This window comes from Gordonia sp. NB41Y, assembly GCF_030718915.1.
Lineage (GTDB): Bacteria > Actinomycetota > Actinomycetes > Mycobacteriales > Mycobacteriaceae > Gordonia > Gordonia desulfuricans.
The window spans coordinates 2,960,802-2,978,813 of record NZ_CP132196.1 but is presented as its reverse complement, the minus strand read 5'-3'; the positions used below and the strand labels follow the sequence as shown (position 1 = coordinate 2,978,813).

Below are 18,012 nucleotides of genomic sequence, written 5' to 3'. Positions count from 1 at the left end.
TGCTGTGGTTCGAGGGGTCGGGACGATCAGTCGAGGACACGGGAATCCTCTTTGTTCCAGGCGAGTTCGACACTCATGCCGGTTCGGATGCGGTCGTCGCCACGCCCGACGGGTGTGCGGGCGACCAGTTCCACGCCGGTGTCGGTGCGCGCCATGACGGTCTGGTCGCTGCCGAGGTAGACGCAGTCGGTGACCGTCGCCGTCACCCGGTTGAGTCCGGTGGGCACGTCGCCGGCCGCGGTGTGCACCTGCAGGTCCTCGGGGCGGATCATCAGCGCCGAGCCGTCGGCGGCGGCAGCCCCCACGGCGAGGGTCCGGCCGGTGCCGTCCTCGACGAATCCGTCACGGGTCGTCTTGCCGCTCAAGAAGTTCGACACGCCGATGAACTCGGCGGTGTAGCGGCAGTTGGGGCGCTGATAGAGGTCTTCGGGGGTTCCGAGCTGCAGGATCTCGCCGTTGCGCAGCAGGGCGATACGATCCGACATCGTCAGCGCCTCCTGCTGGTCGTGAGTGACGAAGACGAAGTTGATACCCATCTCGCGGTGGAGTCGACGGATCTCGAGCTGGAGTTGCTCGCGCAGGATCTTGTCGAGCGCGCCCAGCGGCTCGTCCATCAGCAGCACCCGCGGCTTGTAGACGATCGCCCGGGCCAGGGCGACGCGCTGCTGCTGACCGCCGGACAGCTGGCTCGGGCGCCGGTCGGCGTAGTCGGCCATCTCCACCATCGTCAGCGCCTCGGTGACCAGTCCGGGGATCTCGGACTTGGCGAAGCCGTGGCGGCGCAGGCCGTAGGCGACGTTGTCGGCGATGCTCATGTGCGGGAACAGGGCGTAGTGCTGGAACATCATGCCGAGGCCGCGACGGTGCGGCGGGACACGGGTGAGGTCGACGCCGTCGACGGTGACCGATCCGGAGTCGGCCTTGACGAAGCCGGCCATGATGTTGAGCAGGGTGGATTTGCCGGAGCCGCTGGCACCGAGCAGGGTGACGAACTCGCCTTCGCGCATGGAGAGGTTCACGTCGTCGAGGATGACGGCGGAGCCGTAGGTCTTGCGGACGCGCTCGAGGTTGATGAATCCGTGACCGGTGGCGGTGGTGGGCACGGTGAAATCGGTGGTGGTCATGTCAGGCTCCTGCTTTGGCCGAGGTCAGGCGACGAGCGCGGCGGCTCTGGATGAAGCGGAGGATCCCGCTGAGGGCGAATGCCGCGACGATGATGAGCAGAATGAGGCTCGACACCGCGGCCAGCGTCGGGTCGATCTGGATGCGGATGCCCGACCACATCTTCACCGGCAGGGTGGTCATGTCGGGTCCGGACAGGAAGATCGCGACGACGACCTCGTCCCAGCTGGTGATGAAGGCGAAGAGACCGCCGGCCAGCATGCTCGGTGCGATGGCCGGCAGGGTGATGCGGAAGAACGTCTGCAGCGGGCTCGCCCCGAGGTTCATCGACGCCATCTCCAGGCGCCGATCGACCGTGGACAGTCCGGCGACGACGTTGATGATCACGTAGGGGACGCCGAGGCAGGTGTGGACGAGGATGAAGCCCAGCGGGGTCTCGGTGAGTCCGATCTTGAGGAAGGTGATGTAGATCGCCAGGCCGACGATCACGTACGGCACCACCAGCGGGGCGAGCAGCACGGCGAGTACGGCTCCCCGGAAGGGGATTCGGCCGCGGACCAGCGCCAGGGCGGCGAGGGTGCCGAGGACCACCGACAGGACCGCCGAGCCGAGGGCCACCGAGAAGCTCGACGCCGCGGACTGCATCCAGGTGGGGTCGTCGATCAGCGCCTGGAACCACTGGAACGACAGCCCCTTGGGCGGGAAGGTCAGAAACGAACTCTCACCCAACGACATCGGGATGACCAGCAGCACCGGCAGGAGCAGATAGACCGCGATGAGCGCAGCGAGGAGGAAAAGTGCTGTGCGCGTGATGATCCGAGTCATGATCTTCCCATCAGGATGCGTTCGACGTCGACGATCCGGCTGGCGATGGCCAGGAGTGCGAACGTGGTCACCAGCAGGAGTACGGCGAGTGCGGAGGCGAATCCGAATCGAAGGACCGTGCTGACCTGCTGGACGATCAGCTCGCCGATCATCATGTTCTTCGGGCCGCCGAGCAGGGCGGGGGTGATGTAGTAGCCGAGGGCCTGCACAAAGGTGAGCAGTGTCCCCGCCGCGACCCCGGAAGCGCTGAGCGGCACGAAGACTCGCCAGAATGCTCCGGACGGCCGGTCACCGAGCGCCTGGGCGGCCAGCGACAGCCGGGGATCGATGGACCGCATCGAGGCGTAGATGGGCAACACCATGAACGGCAAGGCGATCTGGACCATGCCGAAGATGACGCCGGGTAGCGTGCGCAGGATCGGCATCGGCTCGTCGAGGATACCGGCGTTCATCGCAATCGTGTTGAGCACACCCGTATCTCGCAGCAGGACGATCAGTGCGAAGCTGCGGACCAGGATGCTGGTCCAGAACGGGATGAGGATGACCACCATCATCAGTGCCCGCCACTTCGGCGACACCAGGGTCATGACGTAGGCGTAGGGGTAGCCGAGCGCCAGGGTGACCACGGTGACGGTGAGTGCGACGACGAAGGTGTTGATCAGCACCCGCACGTACACCGAGTCGGCGAAGATCGCCCGGTAGTTCTCGAATCCGACCGTCGGGTCGGTGAAGCTCTTCGCGATCAGCGCGACGATCGGGACCACGAACAGCAGTCCGAGGAACACCAGCAGCGGAAGGGCGAGAGCTCCCCAACCGTCGAAGGCGAATGTCTTGCGCCACTGGCGCTTTTCCTTGACCTCCGCGGGTGACGGCGCCGGGGTCACCTGTGGGGGTGACACTTCGCTGAGCTGGGCCGTCATCGGGCGATCCAGCTGTTGAACCGCTCGGTGATGGCATCGTTGTTCTCGGCCCAGTACGAGTAGTCGATCACGGCTGCGGACTTGTCGTTGACCGCAGCACCGCCGGCCACGTCGTTGCGCTTGTCGGCGGGCATGAGCTCGACGCCGGCCGGGGTGGCAGGGCCGTAGTAGGACGCGACGGCGTCGTCGGCCTGGGACTGCGAGTTGGCGAGGAACCACTTCATCCAGTCAAAGGCCAACTGCGCGTTGGGATAGCCCTTCGGCACGACGACCTGGTCATAGGAGATGAGGTTCTGGCCGTACTCGTTGGCCACCGGCTCGCCCGCCTCGGCGGCCTGGGTGATGCGGCCGTTCCAGGCCTGCACGAGCGGGGCCTCGCCGCTGGCGACCAGCTGGGTCTGCTGATCACCGGTGTCGTACCAGACGATGTCGCTCTTGATCGTGTCGAGCTTGGCGAAGGCGCGGTCGAGGTCGAGCGGGTAGAGGTTCTCGGGTGCGACACCGTCGGCGAGGAGTGCCGCCTCGAAGATCCCGCCGGTCGGGTACTTCCAGAAGCCGCGCTTTCCGGGGAACTTCTCGGTGTCGAAGAACTCGGCCCACGTGGTCGGATGGGCATCCGGGAACGTGTTGGTGTTGTAGGCGATGCTGAAGGTGTACTGCAGGACCGGGATCGCACAGTCGCTCAGTTGTTCAGCGGGTGCACCTGCGGTCTTGGCCGCCTCGACGACGTCGGCCGGCAGCTTCTCGAGGGTTCCGTCTGCGCAGGCGGTGGCTGCGTAGTTGGGCTCGACCTCCACGACACCCCAGGAAACCTTGTTCGCACTGACCTGAGCTGCGATTTTCGCGTAGTCGGTGGGCGAATCCTGCTTGATGGTGACACCGTTCTCCTCCGCCCAGGGAAGGAAGTAGGACTCCACGTGGGCCTTCTGGCCGGCGCCGCCCCACATGGTGACGGTGAGTGACTTGGAGTCTGTACCGGAGCCCGATGCACAGGCCGACAACGAGACTGCAGCAACCGAAACCACAACGGCCGCAAAGGTGTTTCTGCGCATGGCGCCCTCCTAGACTGAACTGATTAACCCATCAGTCAAGAATTAAAGGGTGGCTTGGGTCACATGTCAAGACCGGGTGTGGAGATTTAACGTTGGTGACTTCGTTCGTCACAGGTAGTTTTCACGGCGACCGCCCTTCCCCGCCCGAGACAAGCCCCGAGGCCCTTACCACGCCTGGGCGTCGCGGTCGCGGGATCCGATCACGGACCAGTGGTGTTGTCGCCCTGTAGATCTCATGTACCGGTTCGTCGGACTGCCGGTCTACCGAAGCGGGCAAAGGGGACACGACACCGTCGACTCCGCGCGACATCGATCAGTACCGACACACTGCTGATCGTGTCTCCCCAGACGGTCCTCGACCGCATGGGTGGCCCGACGTCGACCACGAGGATGGCTGCCCCGTCGACGGTCTCGCGACCGGTGACAGCGACACGGTGGTCAACGCCGCTCGAGCACTCACCCCAATGCGTGGTAGCCGACCATGATCTCGAAGGGCCAGGGCAGTGTCACCCCGAATGGTCCAGTTCTGGCCACGCCAGACCGAGCGCCGACAGCCACGGCTCGAACGGGTCACCGACAATCCCCAACTGATCAGCGACCGGCGACCCATCCTGCTCCAAGGCCAGAAAGGCCGCGGGGTCGCAGTCGAACAGGTCAGCCGCCGAAGCCGCGGCGTCAGCCCCGGTGACAGTCATCGCGGTCGCCTCTTCTACCGGATCATCCTCGGGATCGTGGACATGGGCGCGATACACACACCGCGCAGCGTCACCGGCGAGCCCCCACACCGAGAACACACCCCGTACTCGTCGAGATCCTCACACACCACCGCACGGCCACCGGATGTGCCGGCAAAGAACTGATCCTCGTGGCCGTTGGGCAACATCATCGACGCCAACACCGTCAGCCGGGCCCCACCATCACCCGAAGCGACCTCAGAAGCGAACTGATCGAACGGATCCGACCCCCACGACCGGTCCCAGTCCTCGGCCAGTACATCCCGAACCTGCGACAGGACACGCTCGGCGTCCTCGACATCGGCAAGATCAGCGATCAACGCGAACCCATACGTACTCACAGCACGATCCTCTCCGAACTCACACCACCGGTTCTGGAAACACCAGTGGCCTCAACGTATCTGGAGATGCACCCAACTCGGCCAGACCCGCCTGGCGAGTACGCGAGATCAGATCCTCCACACCGCCACGATCATCGTCACGCAACAACTCGAGCATCTCGGCAAAGAACACCTCGCTACTCGGATTGGCGCCGTTCTGATTCACCAACCGATCATCGAGCACCCACTGCACATCCTCGATCAGACCCGCGGTCGGCTTGGCCGCACACACCACCCGCAGCAGCACCAGCCGCTGACGCGACCTTCCGGTGTACAGATAGTCATGGCCCGAAGCGGTTCGCGTGACCAGCGTCTCTTCGCTGTATGCCAAGTAGCCCCTCACGTCACGCACAGGATCGAGTGCCACCCCCACCACCACTTCGGCGAACTCCGCGATCCCCGCCGCACAGACCAAGTCATCCTGGTAGCGAATCCGCGGTTCCCCCGGGAAGACGAACTGATCTCCATCCACGCCGGCATCGCCGGTCCGCGTCGGAGGCAACGGTCCTCCCAGAAATGCCGAGTACGCAAAGACCCTTCCCAGCCTGGTGGGTTCGTACCCGACGTAGAGCGCCCACCACTCGATGTCGGTCCGCATCAGCACGGTCTTTCGACCGTCACCGACGACCCGCCACTGCGGCCCCAATCGCTCAGCCGCGGACGTCACCATCTTCCGCCACGCGGACACACTCATCGCCACGTGATCCCCGCCCACCCCTCTGTGGTCCGCACCGATCTGTCACAGCGCATTCGCCCCCCTGTCCGCTCATCAGTTCACCATCTTCGGGCGACCACCGCTGCCGGTGTCGCACGCCTTCCACCTCATCGCCATATGGCACCTCATCGTCATATCGCACCTCAACAGCCCGACCACGCCCGATCCACACAAACACCCCCACCCACAGCTCCGTCCACACCACCGGTCCATCACCCACTCATCACCACCCACCAGCCATTACGCTCATCCCCATGTCCGGGGGGACCACACACGACCAGCGCACCGACGAGCAACTGCTCCGTGCCCACATCCACGGCGATCCGACCGCCTTCACCATCCTCATCACCCGCCACCAGTCCTATCTGTGGACCGTCGCCAACCGCACCACCGGCAATCCCGACGACGCGGCCGATGCACTCCAAGAAGCACTCCTGAGCGCCCATCGCACCGCGCATACCTTCCGGGCCGACGCCAAGGTCACCAGCTGGTTGCATCGCATCGTCGTGAACGCGGCGCTGGATCGGCTGCGGCGCAACGCAAGCCGTCGGACGCTTCCGCTACCCGAGTTCGACACCCTGGCACTGTCGGACGACGCGGACGAGTTCGGACGGGTCGACCTCGCGGTGAGCATCGACCAGGCGCTCGATGAGCTCCCACCGGACCAGCGTGCCGCGGTCGTGGCCATCGACCTCGAGGGCTACACGGTCGCCGAGGCGGCCGAACGTCTCGGAGTTCCGCACGGCACCATCAAGTCACGGTGCTCCCGGGGACGGGTCAAACTCGCCAACCTGCTCCGCCATCTCCAGACCGGTGACCCGTGAATCCGATCTCGCACGAATCCTGGATCAGACGGAACCGATCACGCCCTCGCGTGCGTCCAAGAGATCAGATGCACACGTGACGACAGGGGACACTGACATGATGACCGCGTCACCCGACGCGTTGACCGGCCGTGCGGCGAGGGGAGGGGAGTGGTGATGAACGATGAGGACGCATCGTCGTTCTCCGCAGAAGACCCTCTGCCAGAGCCACCGTTTCCCGTGAAACTTCTCGCCGACCTCGACGCCGGTGTCCTCGACGAGCGCACCAGTGCGCACATCCGATCACGGATCGTCGACGATCCCGGCGCACAGGCGGTACTCGATGCGCTGGCCCGTACCCGGGAAGACCTGAAGTCTCTCCCGGTCGACCCGCAGCCGGTGCCCGACTGGGTGGATGCCCGTACACAGCAGACCCTCGCCGCGATCAGCGCCGAGGTCGCTGCCGGATCGTCCTCGCTCACCGATCGCCGACGACGTCGGTCCGGGCGGATGTTCGCGGTCCTCGGCGCGGCCGCTGCGATCGTGGTGGCTGTCGTCGCCATCGGCGTGGTGTTCCTGCGTCCGGACACCAATAGTGTTGTGCCACAAGCGAACAACTCACAATCTCAACTATCGACGCCGGCAGCCCCACCCGATGCGGCGGCGGTGCTGTCGGTACTCGGCCGTACCGATGGTGCGCCGTTCTCCTCACCCCAGGCGCTCCGACGCTGCACGTCGGCCAATGGAATCCCCGACACCACCGCCGTCCTCGGGTCGGGGGAGGTGACACTGGACGGCACTCCACAGGTGGTGATCCTGCTCTCGACCGGAACCGCCGGGCGATTCCTGGCGCTGGTCGTCGGCCACGACTGTGACACCGGCAACCCTGCGACGCGGTCAAGCACGGTCATCGGCAGGTGAGCGGCCGACGGGTCGGTTGGACAGTGCGTTCAGCGCCGTACAGCGGCACCGGCGGCCCCACCAGGGGAACATCTCCGCATACCCTGTTGTTGGAAGCCGGTACACGCAGCCCGCTCGCGGGCTGCGAGTCCATGCACACGGAGGACGAATTGACCCAGTCAGACAGCCAGCAGATCCACGACCTGATCATCGTCGGATCCGGACCTGCCGGATACACGGCGGCGATCTATGCGGCTCGCGCCGAGCTCGCCCCCATCGTCTTCGAGGGAACCCAGTTCGGTGGCGCACTGATGACCACCACCGAGGTCGAGAACTTCCCCGGCTTCCAGAACGGCATCCAGGGCCCGGCCCTGATGGACGAGATGCGTGAGCAGGCCATTCGCTTCGGTGCCGACCTCCGCATGGAGGACGTCGAGGAACTTCGGCTGGCCGGTGAGGTCAAGGAGATCGTTGCCGGCGGCGAGACCCACCGCGCCCGCGCCGTCATCCTGGCCATGGGTGCCGCGGCCCGCTACCTCGGTGTCGAAGGTGAGCAGGAACTCCTCGGCCGCGGCGTCTCCGCCTGCGCCACCTGCGACGGTTTCTTCTTCAAGGACCAGGACATCGCCGTGATCGGCGGCGGCGACTCGGCCATGGAGGAGGCGACCTTCCTCACCAAGTTCGCCCGGACGGTCACCTTGATCCACCGCCGCGACGAGTTCCGTGCGTCGCGGATCATGCTCGACCGCGCCCGCAACAACGACAAGATCCGCTTCGTCACCAACTCGGCGATCAAGTCGGTCATCGGCGACGGCTCGGTCACCGGCCTCGAGCTCATCGACACCCGCTCCGGCGACACCGAGACCATCGACGTCACGGGCATGTTCGTCGCGATCGGCCACGACCCCCGCAGCGAGCTGGTCCGTGGTCAGGTCGACCTCGACGACGAGGGCTACGTGCGCGTCCAGGGCCGCACCACCTACACCTCGCTGCCGGGTGTCTTCGCCGCCGGTGACCTGGTCGATCACACCTACCGGCAGGCCATCACCGCCGCCGGCAGCGGTTGTTCGGCCGCCATCGACGCCGAGCGCTGGCTCGCCGAACAAGGCGATGTCGAGGCCACCCCGATCGACGGCGAGATCGTCACCGTCGACGCGGTGCACTGACGCCCCGCCCCGCACGTCTACCCCCGATCACACACTTCTACAAGGAGGAACGCTCAATGGGAGCCAACACCGTCGCCGTCACCGACGCCACCTTCGCCGAGGCCGTCCTCGGCTCCGACAAGCCGGTCCTGGTGGACTTCTGGGCCACCTGGTGCGGCCCGTGCCGCATGGTCGCACCGGTCCTCGAGGAGATCGCCGCCGATCACGCGGAGAAGCTGACCGTCGCCAAGGTCGACGTCGACGCCAACCCGGGCACCGCACGCGACTTCCAGATCATGTCGATCCCCACCATGATCCTGTTCGAGAACGGCAAGCCGACCAAGACCATCGTCGGCGCCAAGGGCAAGGCCGCGATTCTTCGCGATCTCGAATCCGTCGTCGGTTCGAAGGCCTGAACCACAGTTCTTCGAATGACAATCGACCGTCGCCACCGGCATCGTCGCTGGTGGCGGCGTTCGTTGTGGTGATGTGATCTAGATCGGTTTGGTCCACGTGAGCGAAGCTGAAAGAATGCTCGTGGTCCGATCGCCTGCCATTTCCGTCTGGGAAGGGCATACAACGATGATCGGCGGGGACGATGTCGCGTCCGACGCGACTGAGGAGTTTGAGCATGCCACTTTTCCGACTGGGGGATCAGGGACCGGCTGTCGCCGAGATCCGCACCATCCTCGCCGGACAGGGCCTGCTCGCCACCACCGGCGGCCGACACGCCGCCCACGTACCCGCCACTGACGTCTTCGACGACGACACCGATCACGCCGTCCGCGCCTTTCAGCAGCAGCGCGGCCTGATCGTCGACGGCGTCGTCGGACCGTCCACCTACCGCGTGCTGCGCGAAGCCTCCTATCAGCTCGGCGCCCGCGTCCTGCTGTATCGGCTGTCGGCGCCCATGGTGGGAGACGACGTCGCCACCCTGCAGAACCGACTGCAGAACCTCGGCTACTACACGAGCCTCGTCGACGGCGTGTTCGCCGAGACCACGCATGACGCCGTCTGTCTCTACCAGAGTGAGTACGGTCTGGCCGCCGACGGAATCTGCGGACCGGCCACCCTGCGCTCGCTCGATCGCCTCGGAACCCGCGTCACCGGCGGTTCGCCCTACGCCATCCGTCAGGAAGAGCACGTACGCCGTTCCGGGCCCCAGCTGTCCGGTAAGCGGATCGTCATCGACCCGGGCTCCGGAGGCCTGCACGATCTGTCCGACGGGCCCACCGCCGAGCTGGAGAGCCGTCTGCTGTGGGATCTGGCCGCACGTCTGGAAGGACGGATGGCCGCCGCGGGCATGGAGACCTTCCTCTCCCACGACGGCCGTGGACGTCCCGGCGACGATGAGCGCGCCCGCGTCGCGAACATGATCGACGCCGATCTGATGATCTCGCTGCGGTGTGGGCACTACCCCAACCCGTCTGCGAACGGCGTCGCCACGTTCTACTTCGGCAACAGCCATGGCTCGTACTCGACCATCGGCCGCAACCTCGCCGGGTTCATCCAGCGTGAGGTGGCCGCGCGGACACCGCTGACCGATTGCCGCAGCCACGAACGCACCTGGGAGTTGTTGCGTCTCACCCGGATGCCGGTGACACTCATCGACGTCGGCTACATCACCAATCCCGACGATGCGGAGATCCTGGGGGATCCCGACTACCGCAATGTGATCGCCGAGGCGATCCTCGTCGCCGTCAAACGCCTGTATCTCCTCGGTGAGAACGACCGGCCGACCGGTACCTACACCTTTGCCGATCTGCTTGCGGCCGAAGAGATCTCCTGACACATCCGATCCACGAGAAAGGCCCGACGGCGAGATCCACTCGCCGTCGGGCCTTCTTCGTCATCTGTCTGTGCGTGCGGTGCCGGCCATCTGAGGTGACGACACCCGGCTGCGTCCGCCACCGGTAACTCGATCGGCGTCCGGGCCCAGCTCTGGTACGCCCGTACTCAGCCTGTGGGGCCCTGTCGGCGGCCGATCGGAGCGAAGGTGCGTTCCCGGCCCGCCAGGTCGATCGCAGCCATCACGACCAGCTTCTCCAGTGCTCCCTCGACCTCCGACTTCCAGCCCAGACCTTCGTCGAGCTCCAGCCGGAAGCGGGGGAATCGAGGGTGGGATGCCACGACGTCGAATCCCGAGTCCTTGAGGAAGGCCGCGTCGATCATGCACTGGGTGCACAGGTCGGCTTGCGGATAGTCGAGGATCTCGCGGGCGACGTTCACGATCTCCTCGTCCGACCATGCGCTGATGTCGGGGAGTGGCCGGGAACCGGGGATGCCGGCATCGACATCGAAGTCAGACGCCGTCGGAAGACCGGAGCTGCGCACCATGCCGAACGACTCGATGGCGCGAACGCCACGGCGGACGAGATCGGTCACCACGGCGTCGAGCAGGGGGACCGCCACTTCCTCGTAACCGGGCTCGGTACTGATGGCCGTCAGCAGAATCGCGTCGGCACTCACCGGCGAGGTGGGGAAGAGGCGTGAGCGCGGGACACGACCGGGCGGGGCATAGAACGCAGTACCCACCACCACACCGGTGCCACGATCGGTGGCGATCTGTCCGCAAGCACCCCATTCGAGCAACGCCGCGGAGATCCACGCCTCCTTGTCGAACTCGCTCTCGTAGGCTCCGATCTCCGGACCACACCCCGCCGAACTCGACGCCGCGGCTGTGGTCGGATCCACCTCCCAGAAGATGCACCGGCGTGCGTGGGGCGGTAGCGACTCGAATGATTCGAGGCTCAGTCGAGAAATCACGGGATCCATGTCAGGCCACCCGGGTCGAAATGGCGCGGAAACCGAAAGTAGCAGTGCGGCAACTTGTTTCGACGTTGCTCAGCATGCGAACACTTCGTTGTGTCACTGTGACGTAACTTCCGCGTGTGGTTGGTTGGGAGAATTCCACCGTCAAATCACTGCTTGGGGTCGATCAGACCGACGATGCGCTGGAGGTCGTCGACGGATCCGAACTCGACCACGATCTTGCCCTTTCGCTTGCCCAGACTCACTGTCACCCGGGTGTCGAGGCCATCGGAGAGGCGCTCGGCGACGTCCTGCAGCCCCGGCATCTGCATCTGCTTACGCTTCGCGGCCGGGTTCCCGGGCATCGGACCGTCTCCCCGGTTGGCCAAGGTGACCGCTTCCTCGGTCGCCCGCACCGACATCCCCTCGGCAACGATACGCGCCGCGAGCAGCTCCTGAGCGTCACTCCCGGTCTCGAGAGCCAGGAGAGCGCGAGCGTGACCGGCGGACAGAACGCCGGCGGCGACGCGTCGCTGCACCGGAATCGGCAGCTTCAGCAGACGGATCATGTTGGTGATCACCGGTCGCGACCGTCCCAGACGGCTTGCCAGTTCTTCATGTGTCACGTCGAACTCGTCGAGCAGCTGCTGATACGCGGCGGCTTCTTCGAGTGGATTCAGCTGGGCACGGTGGATGTTCTCGAGCAGTGCGTCCCGCAGCATGTCGCCGTCGGGGGTCTCTCGAACGATCGCGGGGATCGCCTCGAGACCCGCTTCCTGGCTCGCACGCCACCGGCGCTCACCCATGACGATCTGATATTCGATGCCGTCCACCGGCTCCGTGAGCCGACGCACGACGATCGGCTGCATCAGACCGAACTCCTTGATGGAGTGGACCAGCTCCGCCATCGCCTCCTCATCGAAGACCGAACGCGGCTGATGCGGGTTCGGCTGGATGACCTTCGGCGCGAGTTCGCGGTACACGGCACCGACCTCGTCCACTGTCCCGACAGCGGGGGAGGGGATCGGATCCGGTGCCGGCGTCGTCGTGGTTTCCTTCACGGCGGAGCCGTTGGTCGCTGCCGGTGCCGGCGCGGTACTTCCCCCGCCGATCACCACGTCGGCAGCTGCCGCTCCCAGACGCGGTGCCTCCGACATCTCACCGTCGGCCGGACCGGTCGGGATCAGGGCCGCCAATCCGCGGCCGAGGCCTCCACGGCGATGTGCGGTCTCTTTGGAACTCACGGGATTCCTCTCGGGAAGTACGGGGGTGGAAGTCGATGGGGGAGGGGAGTGGCAGCTCTCGGCGCCACACACGCTCAGGGCGTGACGGCCTCCGCGGTGTTGGCGCGCAATGCCAGTTCCCGTGCTGCGTCGAGGTAGCTCATCGCTCCACGTGAACCCGGGTCGTACTGGATGATCGTCATCGCGTAACCGGGTGCCTCGGACACCTTGACGCTGCGCGGGATGATCGTCGAAAGCACCTTGTCACCGAAGTGGCGGCGCACTTCCTCGGCGACCTGATCGGCGAGTTTGGTGCGTCCGTCGTACATGGTGAGCAGGATCGTCGAGACGTGCAGATCCTTGTTCAGGTGCGCCTGGACGAGCTCGATGTTCCGGAGCAACTGGCCCACACCCTCGAGGGCGTAATACTCACACTGGATCGGGATCAGCACCTCGCGGGCGGCCACCATCGCATTGACCGTGAGCAGACCCAGCGACGGGGGGCAATCGATGAAGACGTAGTCGAACCCGTAGTCGAGGATCGCCTGATCGTTGAGTGCGTTGCGGAGTCGGTTCTCGCGGGCGACGAGGGAGACCAGTTCGATCTCGGCGCCGGCCAGGTCGAGCGTCGCCGGTACGCAGTAGAGATTCTCGTGGTTGGGGCTCTGCTTGACCGTCTCGCGGATGTCCACCTCACCGAGGAGGAGTTCGTAGACCGACGCGATCTCGGGAGCCCGATGATCGATCCCGAGGGCCGTGCTGGCATTGCCCTGCGGATCGAGATCGATGACCAGAACCTTCAGCCCGTGAACGGCCAGTCCGGCCGCGAGGTTGACTGCCGTGGTCGTCTTACCCACGCCGCCCTTCTGATTGGCAACGGTGATGACGCGGGTGTTGATCGGGCGGGGGAGCTGACCTGATGCGCCGGGAGTCAGGACCTGACTCGCGCGTGCAGCCGCAGCGGCGATCGGGGTGTCATGGAAGGAGTTGTGCGGCGTGGGCACCGAGTTCTTTCTCGAAGTTTCACGTGAAACGTGCTGGTCTTTGTCGACCACGCTGGGACTCCTTTGCCCGTCCAATTGTCCGCCTCCGGGAAATTCGGAGGACTGAGATGACGCCCTTCTATTCTGCGCCCTGCGACCGATCCGCACCAACTACCTCCTGAACTTCTTGTCAGACGTGTCCGACGTGGCGGCCACCCCTGCCGTCCCGCCACGTTTGCGGCGGGGGTTCGATTCGAACCCGGCCTGTTTGACGCCGACGATGAGCGTTGTCGGTACCTCCAACACTTCCTCACCGCACACCACCACAGAGAGCTCGGCGAGCCCGACTTTCGCGGCGGACACCCGATCCCGCTCGATCTCGTCCTGGGCAGACGAACCCTTGATCGCGACGAGTCGTCCCCCGACCCGGATCAGGGGAGCGGACCAGCCGGCCAGTCGCTCCAGCGGGGCAACCGCACGGGACGTGACCACATCGGCCGGATCGATCGCTGAACGCACTGCCTTCTCCTCGGCCCGGCCCCGGATCACGCGAACATCGATTCCAAGGTCAGCGATCGCCTCCTCGAGGAAGGTGGCCCGACGAAGCAGGGGCTCGACGAGCGTCACAGTGAGATCGGGACGTGCGATGGCGAGCGGGATGCCCGGCAGCCCCGCGCCGCTACCGATGTCGACGACCGACGACGACTCCGCAAGCGCCTCGCCCAGGACGGCACAGTTCACGATGTGCCGATCCCAGAGTCGAGGAACTTCTCGCGGTCCGATCAATCCCCGCTCGATGCCGGCGGTGGCCAGCATGTCGCGATACCGGACGGCGAGATCGAGACGATCGCCGAAGACTGTTGCCGCCGATGGGGGAGGGGAGGGGTCGACGTCGGAGACGTCCCCGCGTTCATCCACTACCGGACTCTCGTCATGTTCCACGTGAAACCGTGATCCTCTCAGTTCCCCCGGAGCGCCGTTTCACGTGAAACAGCGCTAATCACACCAATGTAATTTCTGGCCCCGAAAATGAGAAAGTCCCGGTCGAAACCGGGACTCCCTCGTTTGCCTGTAAGTCAGTCGACCTTGATGACGACAACCCTACGCTTGGGCTCGGCACCTTCGGACTCGCTGATGACTCCATCCACAGCCGCGACCGCATCGTGCACGATCTTTCGCTCGAATGGGGTCATCGGATCCAGCGCTTCACGCTCGCCACTGTCGCGGACCCGCTCGGCCACCTCGGTGCCGAGTCGCGCCAGGCGCTCTCGACGATCGGCACGCCACCGCGCGATGTCGAGCATCAGGCGACTGCGGTCACCGGTGGCCTGCTGCACGGCCAGACGGGTCAGCTCCTGCAGGGCATCGAGCACCTCGCCCTTACGGCCGACCAGCTTCGCCAGATCATCACCACCGTCGATGCTGACGACGGCGCGGTCACCGTCGACATCCAGATCGATGTCGCCGTCGAAGTCGAGGACATCGAGGAGCTGCTCGAGGTAGTCGCCGGCGATCTCGCCCTCTTCGACCAGACGATCCTCCTCGTCTACCTCGTCGTCCTCGTCGTCCTCGTCATCATCAGAATCGTCGGCCTCGTCATCATCAGAATCGTCGGCCTCGGCGTCCTCGTCGACGTCGTCGGCGTCGTCGGCGGCGTCGTCCTGCTCGGTCGAGGAGTCCTCGGCGTCGGTCACTGCGGTCTCGGAGGCGTTCGACTCGCCCTCTCCGGTCGCGGGCACGCTCGTCACGGACTCATCGGCGATGACGTTCTCGGTCACGTCCGGATCGCCTTGGGTCGCGGTCTCGGCTGTCATCTCAGTTCCACCTAACTCTTGCTCTTACCTGTCAAGTCTGTCGGCCCGAATCGGGCGCTCCCGCCTCGGCGGGAAGTCAGCGACGGCCACCCTTGCGGCCGCCCTTCTTGCCGCCGCCGCCACGATTCTTCTGGCCCTGACGATTCTGTGGCCCGTTCTGGCCGGCCTTGTTCGCCGGCTTCTGACCCGGGCGCGGCTTGGCCGATGGGGTAGGGGAGGAGTCCCCGTCACCGCCGTCCTCCTCATCCGCGGGATCCGCTTGGTCCTCGGTCGTGGCCGGGGTGGCCGGCGCCTCCGCAGCGGAACCCCGCTTGAGGAAGGACAGCTTGCCGAGGACCGATTCCTTCGGATCCGACGCCGTCGTCGCCGGCTTCTCGTCCTCGCTCGACTCGGTCGCAGTGGCTCCGATGGCCTTCTTGGAGCGGTCGGGCTTCACACCGGGCTTCGGTGCGTTGGCCTTGAGCTTCTCCTGCTTGGCCAGGCGTGCCTCTTCTTCTTCCTTCTCGATCTTGCCGAAGACCAGGTGCTGCTGACCATAGGTCCAGATGTTGTTGCTCATCCAGTACAGGAGGATGGCGACCGGGAAGAACGGTCCGGTGAGCAGGATGCCCAGCGGGAAGACGTAGAGCGCCAGCATGTTCATCATGCGGGTCTGCGGGTTCTCGAGAGCGGCCTCGGGCTGACGTGCCACCGAAGCACGCGAGTTCATGTGGGTGGCGATGGACGCGATGATCATCATCGGGATGACGACCAGGGTGATGTTCAGGCGGGTGAAGTCGATCGGCGACCCGGGCTGGACGAACGCCGCCCATTCGGTCTTCGGCTCGGTGATGTACGACGACAACGGCACACCGAAGAGTCGCGCGTCGAGGAAGTTCTGCACCTGGTCGACATTGAAGATGTAGTTGCCGACGTTACGGGTTTCCTCCGGCGACATGCCGAGCTGCCCCATACCGGTACCGGTCCGGTTGAACGACCGCAACACGTGGAACAGGCCGATGAAGACGGGGATCTGCAGGAACATCGGCAGGCAGCCGAGCAGGGGATTGAACCCGTGGTCCTTCTGCAGCTTCTGCATCTCCTCGGTCATCTTCACGCGATCCTTGGCGTACTTCTTGCGGATCGCCTGCAGCTGAGGATTGATCTCCTGCATCTTCTTCGTGGTGCGGATCTGCTTCACGAAGGGCTTGTAGAGGATCGCGCGCAGGGTGAACACCAGGAACACCACCGACAACGCCCACGCGACTCCGTCACCGCCCGGGGAATTGGGCGTGATGAAGTCGAACAACCAATGCCAGAACCACATGATCGCGGAGACCGGCCAATAGATGAAGTTCAGCACGGGTTAGAAATCCCTCACTTCCGTAGATGCGCGAACGCTGTCGCCCTCGGATGGACCACGATTCGGATCCGCGTCGTCGTCGGCCTCGTCCTCCCAGGAGGAGCGGACCGACGGATCCTGCGGTGGATGCCGGAACCCACGCTCGGGTACCGGGTCATATCCAGGTTTGTGCCACGGCCCGCACTTCAGGAGTCGCAACACCGCGAGGGCGCCTCCGTGAAAGAAGCCGTGTCGGGTCAGCGCCTCGACCGCGTACCCCGAGCAGGTGGGCTCGAAGCGGCACGTCGGGAGGTGCATCGGGGAAATCCAGGTGCGGTAGAGCTCGATCAGGAAGATCACGCTGCGCCGCGGCAACAGGTAGAGGAAACGTCGGACCGCCGCCCACCGGTCGGTGCCCGTGACGGCGGGATCCGTGTCGGAGGACGAGGGATCGGTTGCCGATGGGGGCCGGGTGGGGGCGGTGCCGGTCATACCGGGACCTCGGCGTCGGCCGGGGGCGCGAGCCGTCGGATCCGTCCTCGTCCGAGTGCCTCGGACAGTTGGGCGGCGAGCTCGGGGCTGCCGAGTGTCGCCGCACCGGGCAGGGCACGGATCACCACATACGACTCGGTGGCCGGTACCTGGTCGATCACCGATGCGAACGCAGCGCGGAGGCGACGTGCCACCTGGTGGCGCACGACGGCGGATCCGACCGACTTGCTGACGATCAGGCCCAACCAGGGACCGCCGATCATGGCGACATCACGACGACGACGCGCAGGATCCGGCCAGGTCGCGGGAACCACCGCGACACTGACCACCAGATCATGCGTCGATACCCGCACGCCCTTCTTGAGCGTGCGGGCAAAGTCGGATCCACGAGAGATCCGATGACCGGCCGACATCATCGAGCATCACGAAGCCGGTCGGACCAGAGGTCACGACCGGCGGCGTGCATCGAGATCAGGCCGTGAGCTTCGCGCGGCCCTTGGTACGACGGCTGTTGACGATTGCGCGGCCGGCGCGGGTCCGCATACGCAGACGGAAGCCGTGCACACGAGAACGACGACGGTTGTTGGGCTGGAAAGTGCGCTTTCCCTTGGCCACGATGACTCCTTGTGTCCGCTGTGGGCACGCCGGTAGCGCGCGATTCCCACATCCTGTGTTGGTCTCTGCTTATCCTGGGGCGGTGCCGAGCTGATGCCGGTTGGCAGACCCCGCCGATCTGTCCGGCAAAGACCTCTGACCGGGCAAAACGGCACAATCCACCGCGCAAGTCCGCGACCTGGATGACCAGTCGAGACTACTCAAGCGCACCGCGCAA

General features: G+C 65.4%; 21 protein-coding genes. 5 read left to right on the top strand and 16 right to left on the bottom strand.

All coding sequences use genetic code 11. The annotated features are described in order from the left end of the window. Nucleotides 1–26: 26 nt before the first annotated feature. The 7 genes from Q9K23_RS12860 to Q9K23_RS12830 all read right to left on the bottom strand — a co-directional run bounded on the left by Q9K23_RS12860 (nucleotide 27) and on the right by Q9K23_RS12830 (nucleotide 5,727). The gene (locus Q9K23_RS12860) at nucleotides 27–1,124 is read right to left on the bottom strand and encodes an ABC transporter ATP-binding protein (protein WP_053777268.1); all 1,098 of its coding nucleotides are present in this window, start codon (nucleotides 1,122–1,124) and stop codon (nucleotides 27–29) included. 1 nt (nucleotide 1,125) lies between these two features. Continuing rightward, nucleotides 1,126–1,947, bottom strand: coding sequence for an ABC transporter permease (locus tag Q9K23_RS12855; protein WP_020793140.1), 822 nt, complete (start codon nucleotides 1,945–1,947; stop codon nucleotides 1,126–1,128). Next, nucleotides 1,944–2,867: an ABC transporter permease gene (locus tag Q9K23_RS12850; protein ID WP_053777269.1), complete on the bottom strand. Its 924-nt coding sequence runs from the start codon at nucleotides 2,865–2,867 to the stop codon at nucleotides 1,944–1,946. The genes Q9K23_RS12855 and Q9K23_RS12850 overlap by 4 nt, the downstream gene beginning before the upstream one ends. Continuing rightward, nucleotides 2,864–3,919, bottom strand: a complete 1,056-nt coding sequence (locus Q9K23_RS12845) for an ABC transporter substrate-binding protein (protein WP_053777270.1) — start codon at nucleotides 3,917–3,919, stop codon at nucleotides 2,864–2,866. Before Q9K23_RS12845 ends, Q9K23_RS12850 begins: the two co-directional genes overlap by 4 nt. Before the next feature lie 506 nt (nucleotides 3,920–4,425). After that, nucleotides 4,426–4,614, bottom strand: a complete 189-nt coding sequence (locus tag Q9K23_RS12840; protein ID WP_053777271.1) for a hypothetical protein — start codon at nucleotides 4,612–4,614, stop codon at nucleotides 4,426–4,428. Between the two features lie 14 nt (nucleotides 4,615–4,628). Continuing rightward, nucleotides 4,629–4,994 carry a hypothetical protein gene (locus Q9K23_RS12835; protein WP_053777272.1) on the bottom strand — a complete coding sequence of 122 codons (366 nt, stop codon included), beginning with the start codon at nucleotides 4,992–4,994 and terminating at the stop codon, nucleotides 4,629–4,631. Between the two features lie 19 nt (nucleotides 4,995–5,013). Continuing rightward, nucleotides 5,014–5,727, bottom strand: coding sequence for a hypothetical protein (locus Q9K23_RS12830; RefSeq protein ID WP_152972734.1), 714 nt, complete (start codon nucleotides 5,725–5,727; stop codon nucleotides 5,014–5,016). Nucleotides 5,728–6,002: 275 nt separating this feature from the next. Between Q9K23_RS12830 and sigM the strand changes: the two genes are divergently transcribed. The 5 genes from sigM (at nucleotide 6,003) to Q9K23_RS12805 (ending at nucleotide 10,385) form a co-directional block, all read left to right on the top strand. Then, nucleotides 6,003–6,572, top strand: coding sequence for an RNA polymerase sigma factor SigM (gene sigM / locus Q9K23_RS12825; protein WP_020790210.1), 570 nt, complete (start codon nucleotides 6,003–6,005; stop codon nucleotides 6,570–6,572). A gap of 219 nt (nucleotides 6,573–6,791) precedes the next feature. Then, nucleotides 6,792–7,472 carry a hypothetical protein gene (locus tag Q9K23_RS12820; RefSeq protein WP_020790213.1) on the top strand — a complete coding sequence of 227 codons (681 nt, stop codon included), beginning with the start codon at nucleotides 6,792–6,794 and terminating at the stop codon, nucleotides 7,470–7,472. 149 nt (nucleotides 7,473–7,621) lie between these two features. Further along, nucleotides 7,622–8,617 carry a thioredoxin-disulfide reductase gene (trxB, locus tag Q9K23_RS12815; RefSeq protein ID WP_053777296.1) on the top strand — a complete coding sequence of 332 codons (996 nt, stop codon included), beginning with the start codon at nucleotides 7,622–7,624 and terminating at the stop codon, nucleotides 8,615–8,617. Between the two features lie 56 nt (nucleotides 8,618–8,673). After that, nucleotides 8,674–9,012, top strand: a complete 339-nt coding sequence (gene trxA, locus Q9K23_RS12810) for a thioredoxin (protein WP_020790214.1) — start codon at nucleotides 8,674–8,676, stop codon at nucleotides 9,010–9,012. 215 nt (nucleotides 9,013–9,227) lie between these two features. Continuing rightward, a complete protein-coding gene (locus Q9K23_RS12805; protein WP_020790917.1) occupies nucleotides 9,228–10,385 on the top strand; it encodes an N-acetylmuramoyl-L-alanine amidase in 1,158 nt (385 codons plus the stop codon). 167 nt (nucleotides 10,386–10,552) lie between these two features. Here Q9K23_RS12805 and Q9K23_RS12800 read toward each other — a convergent pair whose 3' ends face one another. The 9 genes from Q9K23_RS12800 to rpmH all read right to left on the bottom strand — a co-directional run bounded on the left by Q9K23_RS12800 (nucleotide 10,553) and on the right by rpmH (nucleotide 17,795). Next, nucleotides 10,553–11,371, bottom strand: coding sequence for a hypothetical protein (locus Q9K23_RS12800; protein WP_053777274.1), 819 nt, complete (start codon nucleotides 11,369–11,371; stop codon nucleotides 10,553–10,555). Between the two features lie 146 nt (nucleotides 11,372–11,517). Then, nucleotides 11,518–12,591, bottom strand: a complete 1,074-nt coding sequence (locus Q9K23_RS12795) for a ParB/RepB/Spo0J family partition protein (RefSeq protein ID WP_020790916.1) — start codon at nucleotides 12,589–12,591, stop codon at nucleotides 11,518–11,520. Nucleotides 12,592–12,665: 74 nt separating this feature from the next. Next, the gene (locus Q9K23_RS12790; RefSeq protein ID WP_020790912.1) at nucleotides 12,666–13,625 is read right to left on the bottom strand and encodes a ParA family protein; all 960 of its coding nucleotides are present in this window, start codon (nucleotides 13,623–13,625) and stop codon (nucleotides 12,666–12,668) included. 99 nt (nucleotides 13,626–13,724) lie between these two features. Further along, on the bottom strand, nucleotides 13,725–14,471 hold the full coding sequence (gene rsmG, locus Q9K23_RS12785; RefSeq protein ID WP_053777275.1) for a 16S rRNA (guanine(527)-N(7))-methyltransferase RsmG: 747 nt from the start codon (nucleotides 14,469–14,471) through the stop codon (nucleotides 13,725–13,727). Between the two features lie 158 nt (nucleotides 14,472–14,629). Beyond that, a complete protein-coding gene (locus tag Q9K23_RS12780) occupies nucleotides 14,630–15,367 on the bottom strand; it encodes a protein jag (protein WP_020790914.1) in 738 nt (245 codons plus the stop codon). Between the two features lie 76 nt (nucleotides 15,368–15,443). Further along, entirely contained in the window at nucleotides 15,444–16,709 is a 1,266-nt protein-coding gene (gene yidC, locus Q9K23_RS12775; RefSeq protein WP_053777276.1) for a membrane protein insertase YidC, read from the bottom strand. 3 nt (nucleotides 16,710–16,712) lie between these two features. Then, nucleotides 16,713–17,180, bottom strand: a complete 468-nt coding sequence (gene yidD / locus Q9K23_RS12770) for a membrane protein insertion efficiency factor YidD (RefSeq protein WP_020790393.1) — start codon at nucleotides 17,178–17,180, stop codon at nucleotides 16,713–16,715. After that, nucleotides 17,177–17,596: a ribonuclease P protein component gene (gene rnpA / locus Q9K23_RS12765; protein WP_020790392.1), complete on the bottom strand. Its 420-nt coding sequence runs from the start codon at nucleotides 17,594–17,596 to the stop codon at nucleotides 17,177–17,179. Before rnpA ends, yidD begins: the two co-directional genes overlap by 4 nt. Nucleotides 17,597–17,651: 55 nt before the next feature. Beyond that, nucleotides 17,652–17,795, bottom strand: coding sequence for a 50S ribosomal protein L34 (gene rpmH, locus Q9K23_RS12760; RefSeq protein ID WP_082365875.1), 144 nt, complete (start codon nucleotides 17,793–17,795; stop codon nucleotides 17,652–17,654). Between the last annotated feature and the right edge of the window lie 217 nt (nucleotides 17,796–18,012).